Origin of the sequence: Pseudoalteromonas sp. Angola-30 (genome assembly GCF_028599215.1) — a bacterium.
Taxonomy (GTDB): Bacteria; Pseudomonadota; Gammaproteobacteria; order Enterobacterales; family Alteromonadaceae; genus Pseudoalteromonas; species Pseudoalteromonas atlantica.
This window is the reverse complement of sequence record NZ_JAQREI010000014.1, coordinates 35,065-53,162: the sequence shown is the minus strand read 5'-3', so window position 1 is coordinate 53,162 and position 18,098 is coordinate 35,065. Positions and strand designations below refer to the sequence as shown.

Annotated in this window: 15 protein-coding genes; 8 read left to right on the top strand and 7 right to left on the bottom strand. The window is 42.6% G+C overall.

The window, feature by feature from the left end:
* Positions 1-11: 11 nt before the first annotated feature.
* The 4 genes from PSH54_RS15565 to greB form a co-directional block, all read right to left on the bottom strand.
* Positions 12-2,333, bottom strand: coding sequence for a Tex family protein (locus tag PSH54_RS15565; protein ID WP_273606545.1), 2,322 nt, complete (start codon positions 2,331-2,333; stop codon positions 12-14).
* 211 nt (positions 2,334-2,544) lie between these two features.
* On the bottom strand, positions 2,545-3,126 hold the full coding sequence (locus PSH54_RS15560; protein ID WP_004588243.1) for a CBS domain-containing protein: 582 nt from the start codon (positions 3,124-3,126) through the stop codon (positions 2,545-2,547).
* Positions 3,127-3,176: 50 nt separating this feature from the next.
* Entirely contained in the window at positions 3,177-3,488 is a 312-nt protein-coding gene (locus tag PSH54_RS15555; protein ID WP_273606544.1) for a hypothetical protein, read from the bottom strand.
* A 132-nt stretch (positions 3,489-3,620) separates the two neighbouring features.
* Positions 3,621-4,094, bottom strand: a complete 474-nt coding sequence (greB, locus tag PSH54_RS15550; RefSeq protein ID WP_004588245.1) for a transcription elongation factor GreB — start codon at positions 4,092-4,094, stop codon at positions 3,621-3,623.
* A 450-nt stretch (positions 4,095-4,544) separates the two neighbouring features.
* Here greB and ompR point away from each other — a divergent pair, with 450 nt between their 5' ends.
* Positions 4,545-5,264 (top strand): osmolarity response regulator transcription factor OmpR, encoded by a 720-nt coding sequence (ompR, locus tag PSH54_RS15545; protein ID WP_004587537.1) that lies wholly within the window; start codon positions 4,545-4,547, stop codon positions 5,262-5,264.
* Positions 5,265-5,269: 5 nt separating this feature from the next.
* The gene (envZ, locus tag PSH54_RS15540) at positions 5,270-6,586 is read left to right on the top strand and encodes a two-component system sensor histidine kinase EnvZ (RefSeq protein WP_273606543.1); all 1,317 of its coding nucleotides are present in this window, start codon (positions 5,270-5,272) and stop codon (positions 6,584-6,586) included.
* 45 nt (positions 6,587-6,631) lie between these two features.
* On the opposite strand, the gene PSH54_RS15535 is transcribed toward envZ, so the two are convergent.
* A complete protein-coding gene (locus PSH54_RS15535; protein WP_273606542.1) occupies positions 6,632-8,674 on the bottom strand; it encodes a glycoside hydrolase family 97 protein in 2,043 nt (680 codons plus the stop codon).
* A gap of 159 nt (positions 8,675-8,833) precedes the next feature.
* Here PSH54_RS15535 and PSH54_RS15530 point away from each other — a divergent pair, with 159 nt between their 5' ends.
* Entirely contained in the window at positions 8,834-9,457 is a 624-nt protein-coding gene (locus tag PSH54_RS15530) for a methylamine utilization protein (protein ID WP_273606541.1), read from the top strand.
* Entirely contained in the window at positions 9,447-10,673 is a 1,227-nt protein-coding gene (locus PSH54_RS15525) for a hypothetical protein (RefSeq protein WP_273606540.1), read from the top strand. The genes PSH54_RS15530 and PSH54_RS15525 overlap by 11 nt, the downstream gene beginning before the upstream one ends.
* A gap of 54 nt (positions 10,674-10,727) precedes the next feature.
* On the opposite strand, the gene speE is transcribed toward PSH54_RS15525, so the two are convergent.
* Positions 10,728-11,591, bottom strand: a complete 864-nt coding sequence (gene speE, locus PSH54_RS15520) for a polyamine aminopropyltransferase (RefSeq protein ID WP_054983340.1) — start codon at positions 11,589-11,591, stop codon at positions 10,728-10,730.
* Positions 11,592-11,788: 197 nt separating this feature from the next.
* Here speE and speA point away from each other — a divergent pair, with 197 nt between their 5' ends.
* The 4 genes from speA (at position 11,789) to PSH54_RS15500 (ending at position 16,814) form a co-directional block, all read left to right on the top strand.
* Positions 11,789-13,669, top strand: a complete 1,881-nt coding sequence (speA, locus tag PSH54_RS15515) for a biosynthetic arginine decarboxylase (RefSeq protein ID WP_029773672.1) — start codon at positions 11,789-11,791, stop codon at positions 13,667-13,669.
* Positions 13,670-13,733: 64 nt separating this feature from the next.
* Complete coding sequence (locus tag PSH54_RS15510; protein ID WP_004587544.1) at positions 13,734-14,612, top strand: acyltransferase; 879 nt, start codon at positions 13,734-13,736, stop codon at positions 14,610-14,612.
* A 28-nt stretch (positions 14,613-14,640) separates the two neighbouring features.
* The gene (locus PSH54_RS15505; RefSeq protein ID WP_138578639.1) at positions 14,641-15,561 is read left to right on the top strand and encodes an acetyltransferase; all 921 of its coding nucleotides are present in this window, start codon (positions 14,641-14,643) and stop codon (positions 15,559-15,561) included.
* Entirely contained in the window at positions 15,558-16,814 is a 1,257-nt protein-coding gene (locus tag PSH54_RS15500; protein ID WP_029773670.1) for a mechanosensitive ion channel family protein, read from the top strand. The genes PSH54_RS15505 and PSH54_RS15500 overlap by 4 nt, the downstream gene beginning before the upstream one ends.
* On the opposite strand, the gene chrA is transcribed toward PSH54_RS15500, so the two are convergent.
* Positions 16,774-17,928, bottom strand: a complete 1,155-nt coding sequence (gene chrA / locus PSH54_RS15495) for a chromate efflux transporter (protein ID WP_096042429.1) — start codon at positions 17,926-17,928, stop codon at positions 16,774-16,776. The genes PSH54_RS15500 and chrA overlap by 41 nt on opposite strands.
* Positions 17,929-18,098 lie beyond the last annotated feature (170 nt).

The window sequence follows — 18,098 nt, the reverse complement described above, 5'->3', positions numbered from 1 at the left end:
GCAAAAGGGTATTATTTTTTTACCTTTGCATTAGCAAATGCATCGGCAAAGGCATTACCCATCATGGCGTTACCGTTATCGCGCTTTGGTTTTGCTGCACGCGGTTGCTGGCCCTGATTACTGCGTTGCTTTTGCGGCGCGGCAGCGGGTTTATTGCTTGTGTCTATTTCATCATCTAAGCGCATAGTAAAGCTAATGCGTTTACGTGGGGCATCTACCTCAACCACTTTTACTTTTACAATGTCACCGGCTTTTACTACTTCGCGCGGATCAGAGATAAACTTATTAGTAATTGCCGAAATATGCACTAGGCCATCTTGGTGAACACCTACATCAACAAACGCACCAAAGTTAGCAACGTTAGAAACCACACCTTCTAAAATCATACCGGGTTTTAGGTCTGTGATTTTTTCTACACCGGCTTTAAATTCAGCAGTTTTAAACTCAGGACGAGGATCGCGCCCAGGCTTATCTAGCTCTTTAATGATGTCGGTAACGGTAGGTAAACCAAACTTCTCGTCGGTGTAGTCATTAGCAACCAGCTTATTTAAAAACTCGCTATTGCCTATTAAGCTATTTACATCAAGGTTGTTACGCTCACAAATAAGTTTAACAACAGGATAAGCCTCAGGGTGAACTGATGAGTTATCAAGTGGGTCTTTACCCTGATTAATACGCAAAAAGCCTGCTGCTTGTTCAAACGCCTTTGGTCCTAAACGCTCAACTTTTTTAAGTTCGCTACGCTTAGTAAACGTGCCGTTAGTGTCGCGGTAATTTACTATATTTTGCGCTAAGGTTTTATTTAACCCCGATACGCGAGTAAGAAGCGGCACCGAGGCCATATTTAAATCAACACCCACTGAGTTTACACAGTCTTCTACTACTGCGGTCAGTGTTTGGCCTAATTGGCTTTGCGATACATCGTGCTGGTATTGGCCTACACCAATTGATTTTGGCTCAATTTTAACAAGCTCGGCAAGTGGGTCCTGCAGGCGACGCGCAATAGATACCGCGCCACGTAAAGACACATCTAAGTTAGGAAATTCATTCGCTGCAAATTCAGACGCAGAGTAAACAGACGCGCCGGCTTCGCTTACCATAATTTTGTTTAATTTAAGCTCAGCATTGGCCTTAATAAGTTCGCCTACTAGCTTGTCAGACTCGCGTGATGCGGTTCCGTTACCAATCGCAATAAGTTCTACTTTATGCTGGCGACATAGTTGCTCTAATGTACGTAACGATTTTTCCCAGTGATTTTGTGGTGCGTGGGGGAAAATAGTTTGGGTTGTAAGCAATTTACCTGTGCCATCAACTACGGCAATTTTACAGCCAGTTCGCAAACCAGGATCTAGACCAAGCGTGGTACGCGGCCCAGCAGGGGCGGCCATAAGTAAGTCTTTTAAGTTTTTAGCAAATACATCTATAGCGCCGGTTTCGGCTTTTTCTCGCATGGCTGCTAAAAATTCATTTTCTAGGTGTAGGCCAAGCTTTATTTTCCATGCCCATTGCACAACACTTAATAGCCATGCGCTAGCTGCTTTATATTTCACATCTAAGCGGTAGTGATCAGCAATCATTTGCGCACATAGCTGGGCTGTATTTTCGCTGCTTGGCTCTGGGTTAATACTCAGCTGCAAAATACCTTCGTTACGCGCGCGCAACATAGCAAGTGCGCGGTGAGAAGGGACCTTTTTAAGAGGTTCTTGATGGTCAAAGTAGTCGCGGTATTTACTACCGGCTTGCTCTTGGCCGTCAATAAGTGTGCTTTGTATAGCGCCGTGTTGGCTAATATGGCTTCTAAATTTAGCCAATAACTTGGCATCTTCTGCAAAGCGTTCCATTAAAATAAATTTAGCGCCATCAAGGGCTGCTTTGGTATCAGCAATGCCTTTGTCGGCATTTATAAACTGCTGCGCTTGTTGCTCTGGCTCTAAGTTTGCGTCGTTAAATAGCGCATCGGCAAGTGGCTCAAGGCCTGCTTCAATGGCTATTTGTCCTTTGGTACGACGCTTAGCTTTATAAGGAAGGTATAAATCTTCAAGCTCAGTTTTACTTTGTGCGCTGGTAATATCGGCACTCAGTGCTGGCGTTAATTTATTTTGCGATTCGATGGTTGATAAAATAAAGCTGCGGCGCTCTTCAAGCTCGCGCAAGTACGACAAACGTTGCTCTAAAAGGCGTAATTGCGTGTCGTCTAATCCACCGGTAATTTCTTTACGGTAACGCGCAATAAAAGGAACCGTTGCGCCTTCATCAAGTAATTTTGTAGCAGCAACAACTTGTTGCTGTTGTGCATTTAGCTCAGTGGCTAAACGTGCAGAGATATCGCTCATGCATAAACCTTTTAATACAAAAAATAAAACCAGAAAATCCCTCTGGTACTGTTATACCCAGCTTATTAAAGTTGCTATTTAATGAGTTTGGTAGGTATTTATTAGTTGAATAATATCACAGCAGGTTGTAATAAAAAGCTCTTAAAGCAAGCAATTTTGCTTGCTTTAAGATGGCTGGCTTGGCTGAGCTTACAAAGCGTAAAAGCGCGCTTTAGTGAGGGTGCTCTACGCTTTCTAAAACATCACTAAACGTGTGAGCAATAGGGGTAATATGCACTGGAATGTGTAACGTTTTAGCTATTTGACGCGCCGAGATTAACCCGCATATTTCGTTATTAGTGGTTGTTGCTAATAAAAACATGCTGCCTTGATGCTCCATTGTTTGTAGTGCATCGCCAATACTTGCATAGCTTAGGCTTTGCATACTTACGCCATTAAGTTGGCTAATAGGTGTCATAATGTAGCGTAAGCTCACTTCATTGCGGCTGGTATTTAAACGCTGTGCAATGGCCGTAATTTTAGCGCTTTGTAGGTCAGCACTTGAAACAATACCAATTAATTTTTGCGCATCATCAGTCACTAATACATAGTCAGAGTGCTCAGCTAGTACTTGTTTAAGCGCCTCGCTAATAGGAGTGTCGTATTGAGCCCGAATTGGCGTTTTTTGGGTAAAGTTATTGATTACAGTTAAAGCCGGAGATGTTAAATCAATAGTGGCTTGCTGATCTTCAAACGTGCTTGCAATAACGCCATGAGAAATATTTTGGGTACGTAATTCTTTAAAGTTAGACATAGTAGTCACCTTATTAGTTATAAAATTTAATCAAAAAGTAAAATTGTGAATTAAATTAAATAGCTAGGTGGACCACGTTGATATGCCGTACTAAAAGGACGGCTTAGGTTTGTACTTTGGTAAAAAGATGAAACAGCATTAGGTAGCGGTTGAAACAACCTAATAGCAAATGCATTAACATGAGAATCTAAGTCAATGTCGGGGGTTGCTTGGTCAGGAAATTCACAAGCGATAAAATGATTAGATACACTGGCGTTATCTATACTTACTTCGGTGGTATTGGCATGCAGAGTCAAACTCACACTCATTAAAAGTGCAAACAATACGGCATTACTACATATGCGCTGTACTAAGTTTGACATAGCCACTACCTTAAAAATCAGGTTAAAGATAAACCTGCTAAATCAATATATATCCTAATGAGATATATTACACAATAAAAAATTTACCTGATCTGAATCAAAGTAGTTATTTATTAATAATGTTATGGGGGACTATTTTTGATATTCAATACTATTTACATACCATTCTTTTTTACCTTGCGGTGTAGGTACCTCAAAATCATCGTCTACTTGTTTTTTTATCAGGGCGCGCGCCATAGGTGAGTCAATTGATATGTAGTCTTTACGGTCGTATATTTCATCAGGCCCTACAATTCTAAATTTTTTAACCTCGCCTTGTTCGTTTTCTATTTCTACCCATGCGCCAAAAAATACTTTACCGTCTTGCTGCGGCGAATAATCAATAACTTTTAAATCGGGTAGGCGTTTGCGCAAATACCGAACACGACGATCAATTTGGCGCAGTAAGCGTTTATTATATTGATAGTCTGCATTTTCTGAGCGATCGCCAAGGCTTGCCGCCCAACTCACTATTTTAGTGACTTCAGGGCGTTTAACGTTCCATAAATGGTCGTGCTCTTGCTGTAATTGTAAGTAACCTTCGCGGGTTATTAAATTTGTTTTCATGGGCTTTTATTCATTAACTCTAATGCTGTGCACGTTATTAAAATTGCTAAAATTTGTCGAGTGTAAACTTTAGGGCGTGTTGTTCTTTGATGGTCGAATTTGCAGCAGTATGTTTGGTTTTTAGGCAAGGCAGAGCCTATGAAGTGTGGTTATTCCCCATAAATAGTTGATAACGCAGCATAAATGCCAAACATGCGCTGCCCTTCGGGTTCTGCCTAGGGGCGATAAACTCTTTGTTACTCGGTTTTTACTTAGCCCACTAGGTTACAAAGCTCGCGCCGCAATTTAATCGCCCCTAGATTGAACAAATTTCAATCCGCAAAGGTCAACACGCCCTAATATTATAACTTTGAAATGTTCAGTAACAATCTAAGCGCGCAATTAGATTTTGATTATTAAGTTTTTCATTTATATTAACTATTAATTGGAAATAAAAATAAGAAACACGCAATGGGACACGAAACCACAAAAGTATTAGTTGTAGATGACGATATGCGCCTGCGCAGCTTACTAGAGCGTTATTTAGTAGAGCAAGGCTTTATTGTTAGAACCGCCGCAAACTCAGAGCAAATGGATAGACTCATTGAGCGAGAAAACTTTCACTTAATGGTGCTTGATTTAATGCTACCAGGCGAAGATGGTTTATCTATTTGCCGCCGGCTACGCCAAAAAGAAAACGAAATCCCTATTGTGATGCTGACAGCAAAAGGCGATGAGGTCGACCGTATTATAGGCCTTGAACTAGGCGCAGACGACTACATCCCGAAACCGTTTAACCCGCGCGAATTACTGGCTCGCATAAAAGCTATTTTACGCCGCCGCGCCAAAGAAGTACCGGGCGCACCCGCAGCAGAAGAAAACTTAATAGCCTTTGGTCAATTTACGCTTAATTTAGCCACGCGCGAAATGAGTGAGGGCGATAAAACCATTTCACTCACCAGCGGTGAATTTGCCGTACTTAAAGCGCTTGTATCGCACCCGCGCGAGCCACTGAGCCGCGATAAACTAATGAACCTAGCCCGTGGGCGAGATTACAGTGCGCTTGAGCGCAGTATTGATGTGCAAGTATCGCGACTGCGCCGCATGATAGAAGTAGATGCCGCCAACCCGCGCTATATTCAAACTGTATGGGGTTTGGGTTATGTGTTTGTTCCTGACGGTGATAAGTAGTTTATATGGGATTTTTTCCGCGTAGTGCGTTTGGCCAAACTGTATTTTTAGTGGCCGCTTTACTGCTAATTAACCAAATAGTGTCGTATGTAACGGTGAGCTTTTACGTTGTAAAACCAACCATAGAGCAAGTAAATTTAATGCTCGCTAAGCAAATTAAAACGGTATTTATAGACTGGGAAGACGGCGTAGAAATCAACGACGAAGTGTCTGAAAAGTTTTTTGAAATTACAGGTATAGAAGTGATGACGCAGCGCGAGGCAATGCGCCAAGGGCTGGGTCAAACCCGAGAATACTCGATGCTGTCGCGTAGTATGTCTGAGCAATTAAATGGTTCTGCTCGGGTGCGTATTAGTCAAACCGACCCGCTGATTTATTGGGTAGAAGCGCCGCAAGCACCCGGTTATTGGGTAAAAGTACCGCTTAGCGGGTATCAAGAAAACAACCTTGAATTTTTAACGTTTTACTTATCAAGTATTGGTTTTTTAAGTGTGTTAGGCGGCTGGCTATTTGCTCGGCACTTAAACCGCCCATTAAAGGCGTTGCAGCAAGCAGCCGTGAAAGTGGGTAAGGGCGATTTTAGTAGCAAGCTTGAAGAAGAAGGCTCCAGTGAAGTTATAGAAGTTACCCGTGCATTTAACCAAATGTCGCGGGGTATTGCCGCTCTTGAAAACGATCGCCGTTTACTCATGGCTGGTGTTTCTCACGATTTACGCACTCCGCTTACTCGTATCCGCCTTGCCACCGAAATGATGAACGATGAAGATGACTACCTTCGCGAAGGCATTATTTACGATATTGAAGATATGAATGGCATTATCGATCAATTTATTGAGTATTTACGCCACCACAAAACAGATGAGCTTGCTTGCGAAGATATAAACGCGCTAGTGACTGAAGTGGTTAATTGTGAGCTTAAACAGCAACGCGTTATTACCTTTAAAGGCAACCCCAGCGTGGGGCTTGTTCCGTTAAGTAGTGTGGCTATTAAGCGTGTAATTACTAACATGATTGAAAACGCGCTGCGTTATTCAGATGGCGATATAGAAGTATTAAGCTACTTTAATTCAAACAAAAAATACGTTGTGATAGCGGTAAACGATAGCGGCCCCGGTATACCAGAAAGCGAACTAGAATCGGTGTTTGAGCCTTTTAAACAAGGTGACACTGCGCGTGGTAGTGAGGGGAGTGGTTTAGGCCTTGCCATTATTAAGCGTATTATTGATATGCACGATGGTAAAGTTAAGCTAAAAAACCGCCCAGAAGGCGGCCTAAGTGCACAAATTTATTTACCTATAAAAATACAAAACTCTGCACAGTAAGCTGTGCAGAGTTGGCTATTTCCATAACGTTAATAGTATTAAAACTTAAAGTGCTTTAAAGCGGATTGCTGTACCACCACTTGTTGCTAGTTTTAAAGTTAGCTTATCGTTTGCGCTAACTACGCGCTTTTCGATATCTAAATCGTACGGATTGTTTTTCCATTCAGCGCTTTTACCGTCTTGGTATATGTGCGCTTCAAACTTTTTACCCTTTTCTAAAAAGTCGAGTTTTACCTCAATAGTTCGGGCTTTCTCGTCGGTTACGGCGCCTAAGTACCAATCGTTTCCTGAGTATTTATCGCGTTTGCGCTCTTTACGGGCAAAAACAATAAAGTCGCCCACTTCGCCATCAAGCGCAATACTTTGCTGCCAATCGGTTGGTACGTCTTGAATAAATTGAAATGCATCAGGCTTGGCTAAATAGTTTTTAGGTAAGTCGGCGGCCATTTGAATCGGGCTATACAGCACAACATAAAGTGCAAGCTGCTTGGCAAGCGTTGTTTGTGGGCGGTTTGTATCATCGCCTAAGCCATTAAAGCCCATATCAAAAATACCAGGGGTAAAGTCCATAGGCCCTGCCAGCATTCGGGTAAACGCCAGCATAGGAATGTGCTCTGGTGGGTTGGGCGGCGTGCCCCATGCATTAAACTCTTGGCCGCGTGCCCCTTCGCGGGCAATCCAATTTGGGTAGGTACGACGCAGGCCGGTGTCTTTTATTGGCTCGTGGGTGTTAATACTAATTTTATGTTTAGCAGCCAGCTTTACGTTGTAAAGGTACTCGTTAACCATAAATTGGCCGTCGTGCCACTCATGACGGGCAATGCCGTTTTCGTCTATGCGTTTTATGTTACCGCCATCCGCTACATAGCCCGTTTTAACTTGGCTTACGTTTGATTTTTCGTAAAGGGCAAAGGCATCCTCCATTTGGTCGCGATAGTTACTTACATTACCCGATGTTTCGTGGTGGCCAATTAACTGCACGCCTTTTTGTTTGCCGTATTGAGTAAGGGCCGCTATATCAAAGTCGTCGTAGGGTTGTGTAAAACTAAATACATCGCCATTAAAAAACCAGTCACCATCCCAGCCTATGTTCCAGCCTTCTACTAGTACGCCATCAAAGCCATATTCTGCGGCAAAGTCCATGTAGTACTTAGTGGTTTGTGTAGTGGCGCCGTGTTTTTCGCCGCTGCCCCAGGTTTGCGTGTTTATATGCATGCCCCACCAAATACCCACGTATTTGCCAGGTTTTACCCACGACACATCGCCTAGTTTATTAGGCTCGTTTAAATTTAATATTATGTCTGAATTGACTAAGCCTACCGCGCTGTCGGCAATTTGAATGGTGCGCCAAGGGGTATTAAATGCACCTTGTTTTTTAACGGCAATGCCGTCTGACCACGGTGTTAAATCGGCATTAAAAGTGCCTGGGCGGCGTTGATTAAGCACCATGCCTGCGTAATCAACTAAGGCTGCTTCATGAATGCTTATATGGGTACCGTCATTGGTTTTTAAGGTAAACGGCGTGTGTGCAAGGGGGACGTCATTTAATGCGGTGGTGTTGTAAACGTATTCGTATCGGTTCCAGCCGCGAGCGGGGATCCACCAGGCGGTGGCATTGTTGTTATTGTTAATGGCAAATTCGGTGAGCTCTTTGGTAATGTGTGTTTGCTCAAAGCCTGCTTGTTTTGGTACTTCGTATCTAAACCCAACGCCACTATCAAAAGCTCTAAAGCGCACTGTATAGGTTGCACCATTAGGCTCGTTTTTTGTAAATGTAACCGCAACTTCGTTGTGTTTATCAGTAACCGTTTGTCGCTCGCCCCAAGGCTGTTGCCACTGGGTATTTACGCTTTGCTGCTTAACATGGGTAATTTTAAAACCATCGCTAAATGCGGCTTGGGTTTTAAATTCAAAACCCAGGCGCGATGCGTTTATAGCTGGTTTGTTTTTAAAGCTAATAGCGTAGCTGGGTGTGCTATTTTCATCTGAAATAGTCACTTTTATTTGTGAGTTTGGTGATTCAACTACAGCGGTTTGTGCAAAGCTATTGCCAGCAAACGCCAGTAGTAAAAGTGCGGATGTTCTCATTGTGTGTCCTTTGATGAGTCGGTGGTGACCTTTAAGGATAATGGCAGTGAGTTGTTAATACGACTGTCTACATACGTATTCAATGTTTTAAAAAATAGAAAGAATTTAACGGTTTAATCGGTCTATAATGTAAACAAATTGATAATAGCGATTAGCCCCATGATAAAACCCTTACTAAGTGTGTTACTGCTATGTATGAGTACTTGCGCAGCAGCAACAACAATAACTATAAAAAATGCCAATAATCAGCCTTTAGCAAATGCGGTAGTGTGGCTAAGCGGGGCATCAATTCAGGCCGGCAATCAAGCAAGTAAAACCTACGCAATGAGCCAACAAAACCGCGAGTTTACGCCGCGTACGTTAGTTGTTCCGCAAAATGCAAAGGTAGAGTTTCCTAATGCCGACTCTATCATGCACCACGTTTATTCGTTTTCTAAAGCTAAAACCTTTGAGTTGAAACTTTACAAAGAGCAACCTAAAGCCCCCATAACGTTTGATCAAACTGGGGTGGTTGAGCTTGGCTGTAATATTCATGACTGGATGCTGGGCTATATTGTGGTGGTTGATAGCACCGTTTTTGCAATTACCGACGACAACGGTATGGTTAATTTAACTGCCCCTAATGGGCAATACAGCATGAGTGTATGGCATTCTGGCTTTAGCGATATAAGCAACGTAGAAACCCACAGCGTTAATGTAAGCGAGTCACCTTTACACTACACCGTAAAGCAGGCCATAGCCGAGCAAATAGACTTTGCTACGGATGAATTTGATGACTATTAAGCGCAAAAATACAGTATTACTTGGCTTAGTTTTTATGAGCCTACCGGCTTTTTCGCAGGTTAAAGGGCTTATTCAGGTACGTGCGGTTGCAAGCGACGACACACAAAGCTTTCAAGATGGCGGTATTGGTTTATATCGCCATGGAGATAGCAGTGATAGCATTTTGTTATCGCAAGGAATTATAGACTTTAAGGCCGATTTAAGTAGTGCGTGGAGCGCACATGCCGTTGTTAATGCTAATCAAGAGCCGAAAACCACATTAGGTTTAAGCCAAGCGTATTTACAGTATCAGCCGTTAGTAAACAGCCGTTATAAATGGCATGTAAAGCTTGGTGGGTTTTACCCTAGTATGTCGCTAGAAAACCCCGATATAGGCTGGACCTCGCCTTACAATTATACTAATTCGGCCATAAACAGTTGGCTTGGCGAAGAGCTTCGCACCATAGGTGGTGAGCTTAGCATTAAGCGCCCAGGTAAACGTTTTAATTCTAAGCATAGCTTTAGTGTGAGCGCTGCTATTTATAAAGGGAACGACCCAACAGGGACGTTGCTATCTTGGCGCGGCTTTGCGCTGCACGACAGGCAAACAACATTTAACGAAAGTGTACAATTTGCACCTATTGCGGCATTAAATAGTGACGAATTACGTTGGCAAGCTAACCAAGTGCTGCCTTTTGAAGAAGTAGATGGCCGCTTTGGCTACTATGCCGGTGTGCATTGGGATTATTTAAAACGCTCGCAGTTTAGGTTTTATTATTACGATAATAACGCCGATCCCAGCATTTTTAATCGCACAACAGGGCAGTATGCTTGGCATACTCGCTTTAGCAGCTTAGCGTGGTTATATAAATTTACAGGTAAAACCCGTTTGATTGCCCAGCTACTCGATGGTAAAACCGAAATGGGGGCTAATAAGCTTATTTATAACCGTTTTTATAGCCATTATTTAATGCTCAGCCATAAAGCGGGTAAGCATAGGTTATCGCTTAGGTATGATTATTTTAAAGTAGATGACGATGACACCACCGCGTTTGACCCTAACGCCAGCCACGGCGAAGGCTTAACAGCTACGTGGCGTTACCAATTAACCGATACGCTACAAATAGGTGTTGAAGGCTCGGCGCTGCATAGCTTTGTACAAAATAGGCCGGGTAGTGGGTTTGCTCAGCGAATATCGCAGCAGCAAATTATGCTCAACGCTCAATGGCGCTTTTAAAGTACAAAAAAGGGAGCTTTTAAAGCTCCCTTTTAGTTTCAAAAAAAGTGTGAATTATTTTTTATCAAATGCGCGTTTCATAAAGTTCGGTGTAGCAAGTGCGCCGTGATGAATACCGCTGTTGTAGTATTCGCTTTGTTGTGCAACTTGCTCGGCATCGGCTTCTCTAAAGCCATTAAATGCTTGTGATTTACGAGCAAGCGTTACTGACCATAAACCGCTTGGGTAAATTGGCTGTGGAAATGGCAGTGTTTGCAAGTCGTTAAAGCCCACACTTAGCATGGCCTCGCGCATTTCTACTAGCAGTGGCATATGCATTAATGGCGATTCGCTTTGCTGCACTAAAATACCACCAGGGCGTAATGCATTTAAGCAGCTAGTGTAAAACGCGTGGTTAAATAATCCCTCGCCTGGGCCTACTGGGTCTGTACCATCAACAATAACAACATCAATAGACTCGCCCGCAGCGTCACGCATGTATTTTATACCATCATCAAACATAACAGTTGCGCGTGCATCGTTGTTAGACTCACAAAGCTCTGGGAAGTATTTTAACGACATTTGCGTGACTACTTCGTCTATATCTATTTGCGTTACGGTTTCTACACCTGGGTGTTTTAAAACTTCACGTAATGTACCGCAATCGCCGCCGCCAATAATTACCACGTTTTTAGGATTTGGGTGCGCTAAAAGTGCAGGGTGGCTAATCATCTCATGGTAAAAAAAGTTTTCGCGGGTAGTTACCATAGTACAGCCATCGATGATCATTAAATTACCAAAGTCTGTGGTTTCGAACATTTCTACCTTTTGAAAAGGAGACTGTTTTTCATCCAACTTTTTGTTAATACGTAATGAAAATGCGCTGCCATCGCGGTCGCTAATTTCTGTAAACCACTTACTTTGATCTAAATTTGCCATAGTTGCTTTTACACTTTTTAAGTTGAGTATGAAAAAGGGGCAATTCTGCCAGTGCTTCGCGTTTTGCTCAATGAAATTTTAACTGCTTTGCCAATAAAGTTAGCCAGTATCGAGTTAAAGTTCAATTTTTGTTAGCGTAGGGGGTAGTGACGTATTAAAATGCGCCTTTATAGCTAATTGATTAAAGAAGAGTTGCCATGACTTGGGGTTTAGAAACAGCACGCGCTACATATAATGTTGCTCATTGGAGCGATGGCTATTTTGATATTAACGCACAAGGCGAGCTGGTTGCCTACCCAGATGGTGACCAATCTAAAAATGCGATTTCTTTAACGCAGCTCACAGAGCAATTTAAGCAGCAAGGTTTAACATTGCCGGTGTTGGTGCGCTTTACCGATATTTTAAAAAATAGAGTAGATACACTCACTCATGCATTTACCTTAGCGCGCAGCAGCCGCGAGTACCAAGGCAAGTACACGTGTGTATACCCTATAAAAGTAAATCAGCAACGCTCGGTGGTCAGTAAACTATTGGCGCACCCAAGTGGTTTAGTTGGCCTAGAGGCCGGTTCAAAGCCTGAGCTTATGGCAATTTTAGGGGTAGCCGATAAACCCATTACTATTGTGTGCAATGGCTATAAAGACAGTGAATTTTTACGTTTAGCCTGTATTGGTCAAGCCATGGGACACAGCGTTAAAATAGTCGTCGAAAAACTCTCAGAGCTGACAACCTTACTTGAAGAAATAGATAACCTAGGCATAGAGCCTGCCATTGGTATACGTATTCGCTTAAACTCAGTAGGCAAAGGTAAGTGGCAAAATACCGGGGGCGAAAAAGGCAAATTTGGCTTAACCGCAGGCCAAGTGCTTAGTGCTGTTGAGGTGCTTAAAAAGCATAATAAATTACATTTAATGCAAATGGTGCATTTTCATATTGGCTCTCAAATTGCCAACATACGCGATATACACCGCGCCCTGCGAGAATGCGCGCGCCACTTTGCTGAACTTACCCAGCTAGGAGTGCCGCTTAATACCGTTGATGTAGGCGGTGGCTTAGGGGTTGACTACGAAGGCTCAGGCTCACGCAGTGCTTGCTCGATGAACTATACCGTTGAAGAATACGCACGTAATGTGGTTAATGCTTTTGCTGAGGTGTGCGACCAACATCAACTTACGCACCCAGCCATTATCACCGAATCAGGGCGTGCTTTAACAGCGCACCACGCGGTGTTAATTACCGATGTGATAGACGTAGAAAAAGCGCCAAATCATCCAAATCCAGAACCGCCACTTAAAAACAGTGCGTTAGTGCTTGATGAAATGTGGCAGTGTTTACAGCGTTTAAACCCGCGTATGGCGCTAGAGATTTACCACGATGCGATGCACTTATTTAGCGAAGCGCACGACCAATACGTGCATGGGTTAGTAAGCATGCTAGAGTGGGCGAAAATAGAGCAATTATACTTTACTATTTTGCACCGAGTACGCGCATCACTTAGCAATAACGCGCGTGCGCACCGTGAGGTACTTGACGATTTACACGAAAAGCTAGCCGATAAGCTATTTGTTAACTTTTCACTGTTTCAGTCGTTACCTGATGTATGGGGCATTGAGCAGTTGTTTCCGGTTATGCCAATCGAGAATTTAGATAAACCGCTTACCCAGCGCGCTATTATTCAAGATATTACCTGTGACTCAGATGGGCAAATTCGTGAGTACGTAGAAGGCGCGGGCATAGAAACCAGTTTACCTATACCTGAGTACCAGCATGGCGAGCAATACCATATAGCCATGTTTATGGTAGGGGCTTACCAAGAAATTTTAGGTGATTTACATAACTTATTTGGCGACACCGACTCAGTGCATGTAGAGCTTAATGACGACGGTTATGTATTAACCAATGCCATTAAAGGTGATAGCGTTAAGGATGTATTAAAGTTTGTTGACTATGATAGCGCCATTTTGGCACAAAACTTTGAATTATTGGTCAACAAGCTAGCAGTGTCTGAGCAGTGTAAAGCAGGGTATTTAGCCGAGCTTAATGCCGGGCTTGAAGGTTATACTTACTTCGAAGATTAACCGTACACTCTCAGAATTAAAAGCGTCGCTGTTTGGCGCGCATTGTTTAAAGGAAAGTAAATAAATGTCAGTAATCCGCAGTGTATTAAGTATTATGCTTTATACAATAAACACACTTATTTGGTTTGTGCCTATTTTTGTTTGTGGGCTATTAAAATTAATCCCTATCAAGCCTATGCAAAAGCTTTTAAGCTGGGTTGCTAAACAGTGTGCCACTATTTGGGTGTCGGTTAATAGCATTAACCAACGCTTATTCACGCCAACAAAAATAAACGTTACCGGCCTTGAAGAAACCAAATTAAAAGACTGGTACTTAGTAATTGCTAATCATCAAAGCTGGGTAGATATATTAGTACTGCAACGTGTATTTAATCGTAAAATACCTTTTTTAAATTTCTTTTTGAAAAAAGAGCTAATTTACGTGCCAATTTTAGGTCTGTGCTGGTGGGCGCTCGACTTTCCGTTTATGACCCGCACCAGCAAAGCGCAGCTAAAAAAGAACCCAAAGCTACGTGGTAAAGACATAGAAACAACCCGCAAAGCCTGTGAAAAATTTAAAGAAATGCCAGTAAGCATTGTTAATTTTGTAGAAGGTACACGTTTTACAACACAAAAACATGCTCGCCAAAATAGCCCTTTTCCGCATTTATTAAAGCCAAAAGCAGGCGGGATCGCATTTGTAATGCAAGCCATGGGTGAGCAAATCTCTAAAGTGGTTAATGTGACCATTCATTACCCCGATGGCATCCCTACGTTCATGGACTTTGCCGGCGGCAAAGTGAAGCAAATTAATGTGCATGTAGATATTCGCCCAGTAAGCGAGGAGTTGATTGGTGATTACACTGGCGACTCTGAGTTTAGAGTCGGCTTTCAAAGTGAATTAAACCGTTTATGGGAAGAAAAAGAGCACACGCTTTTGCAGCTCGAACAAAACCATAAATAATAAGTTAATAAAAAATGGGCTTACAATTATGCTAAAAAAGTGGTTACCAAATTGGCTCAGCGGCTTAATTGTAGGCTGCGTGATTTTTTCAAATGTAATCATTTTTGGCACCTTAGTATTACTGCTAGGGTTAATAAAGCTTGTCCTGCCTTTTTCTATAATTAACACCATACTGCATAGCGTGTACCGAGGCTGGTGTAATGGCAATCGGTTTGGCTTGTGGCTGGGTTGTGCCAACATAAAAGTAAACATAAACGGCGATGTAAATTCAAAAAGTTGGTACTTACTAATTTGTAACCACATGAGCTGGTTAGATATTGTGGTACTTAGCTCAATTAATGTATTACCAGCACCAAAGTTTTTTTTAAAAGACGAATTAAAGTATGTGCCATTTATTGGCTCTGGTGCATGGGCTATGGGCATGCCTTTTATGAAGCGCGTAACTAAAGCGCAGCTTGCTAAAAACCCCAAGCTTAAAGGGCTAGATGTTGAGCGTACCAAGCAAAGCTGTCGTAATTTTAGGAATAATCCCACCACCATAATTAATTTTGTTGAAGGCACCCGCTACACGCACGCAAAGCATGCAAGCCAGCAAAGCCCGTTTAAACATTTACTCAAGCCCAAAGCGGGTGGCATTGCCTTTGCACTTGAGGTACTTGGCGAGCAATTTGACGCCATGCTAAATACCAGTGTGGTGTACAGCGGCAGCACAAGCCATGTTTGTCGTAATATTTTAAAGGGCGAGCTTGATTCAATTTATGTTTCTATTGACGTGGTTGCTATAAACCAGCAAATGTTAGGTAGTTACCAACACGACAAAGCATTTAGAAGCCACTTTCAAAAGTACGTTAATGAGCTATGGGTTGCTAAAGACGCGCAACTTGCCAGCATTTATGCCCAACACGATTTACCTGAGCCACCCATTTGTAAGGAAATAGAAACACTATGACCAATACCCACCTGCAGGAGCTAATCGCTCCTTGGTTTGAAAAAGTACCCGACGCAGATTTTTTAAGTGCAATTACTGCAGCCTCTATTGGTGTGTTTTCGTTGTTAGTAGTGTATTTATTTACACGCCGATTAATGCTGCCAGGCATTCAAAAAGTGGTGACTAAGTTATCTCCAGAGCGCATAGGGTTACTTTCTCCGTTGCTCACAAAACTTAATAAGCGCATAGCCGGTATGTTATGTAGCGTGCTTTTTTTAGCAACCTTCGACAGCGTTTACCCTGTTAATGAGCTTAGTGCCGAAATACTAAAAACCATTGGCCAAGGTATATTAATTATTCATGTAGGCTTTATTTTTAGCAGCATTGTAAGCATTGCCGGCGCTATTTATAACCAGCTAGATTTTGCCCGCGAAGTGCCAATTCAGGGCTTATTACAAGTTGTTAAGCTGATCACCTTTATTGTGTGTGCAATTTTAATAGTCAGCATTGTGCTTGAAAAATCGCCTACCTATATTTTGTCGGGTTTTGGTGCGATAGCCGCTGTTACTTTATTGGTTTTTAAAGACACTATTTTAGGCTTTGTAGCCAGTATTCAAATTGCGGCAAACCGATTAGTTACTTACGGCGATTGGATTCAAGTAGAAAACTACGGCGCCGACGGTGAAGTAATAGACTTAGGGCTAAACACCGTAAAAGTGCGTAACTGGGATAACACCATTACGACTATTCCTACTTATATGCTGGTAGCAGGGTCGTTCAAAAACTGGCGAGGAATGCAAGAGTCTGGCGGCCGACGTATTAAGCGCTCGCTTAATATTGATATGCACAGCATATGCTTAGTAAGTGACGAATTTAGAAAACAAATAGATGCAGCTATACCACTGCATGAATATATACGTGTTGCCTCGCTGCCTGATCCGGTCTCTAACTTAGGCTTGTTTCGCCGCTACGCCGAGGGCTATTTAAAGCAGCATAACAGAATAAATACCTCACTGACGCTTATGGTACGTGAGCTACAACCAATGAACCACGGCTTACCGATTGAGTTTTATTGCTTTAGTGAAGACAAACGCTGGATATCTTACGAGCATTTACAAGCCGAAATTATGGATCACTTATTGGCAGTGTTGCCAGTATTTGGTCTTAGAGCGTATCAAAGTGTTAGCGGGCAATTAAGCCCGCCTAATGCACAGCAAACCGATAAGCCGACCTTTAAAGTAATGGCAAATAGTGCTGAACAAGGCCCACACTAATAAATAAAGCTAATAGCCACCAAATAGGTGGCTTTTTCATTCTTAGCCATGCAAAAGCGGCAATAACCAGTGCAACCTGCCATAGGTTGTGAACGGCCGATGTCCAAATAGGTGAGTACAAAGCCGCCGCTAAAAAGCCAACTACGGCAGCGTTAAGCGCCGCAATAGAGCTTGCAAAGCGAGGTTTACTTGCCAGGTTTAACCAGCTTTTTTGAAACGCCAGCATTAATAAAAAACCCGGTGTAAAAATAAGTAGGGTTGCAGCTATGGCCCCTATTAAGGGTTGCTCTGAAGTGAGTTGCGCGCCTAAGTAAGTGGCTATTGTAAACATGGGGCCAGGGATAGCTTGAGCACTGGCATACGCACTTAAAAATTGATCGTTACTTAGCGCCGGTACGCCAGCTTGCAATACAGGCAATACCACGTGCCCGCCCCCAAATACCATAGCGCCCGCTTGGTAAAAAGGAGCAAACAAAGCAAGGTCATCACCTAAAGGTATAAAGCTAATAGCGAGTAGTAATACAAATAAGCCTAAAGGGAGCCACCTAAACGCGCTTTTAGTATCTGCTTTAGGCTCTGTATGGGTGTTGAGTTGTAACAGAGGCCAAATTGCGCCTATAGCAGCGGCACTCACTAAAATAGCTATTTGCGTGCCAAGTAAAGGAAATAGTAATAAAGCCAAGGTACTCATTACTGCGATAAGCTTGAGCGCAGCGCTGGTACAAAAGCTTTTTGCCATAGTGAGTGTTGCATCGGCCACAATAACAACCGCAAACAGTTTTAAGCCCGCAATAATAGCAAAGTAAACAGCATCAAACTGATGCGCGCTTACCGCTAGTAACAACATGATTAAAAAAGACGGTAAGGTAAAAGCGATAAATGCGGTAATGCCACCAATAACCCCCGCCCTCTCCACACCAATTGCAAAGCCCACTTGGCTTGAACCAGGCCCGGGCAGCGCTTGGCTTAAACTAATAAGCTGCGCGTAGCGGGTATCGCTTAACCAGTTTAATGTGTCTACAAAGTGGCGTTTAAAATAGCCTAAATGGGCAGCAGGGCCACCAAAACTCATGCAGCCAAGTAAAAAAAACTGTCTAAAAATAGCGACTAACATTGAGCTTATATCCTTTTTTAAAGTTCATTAAATTTTCACAAAGGAGTATGACACTTTTATTAAATGCATACATTAATTCGTAATCTACAAATAATACCAACCCACTTAATTAAGAGGATTGGTATAAAGCGAACTGCTTTTAACATGCTCTTCATAGTTTGTTCATACAT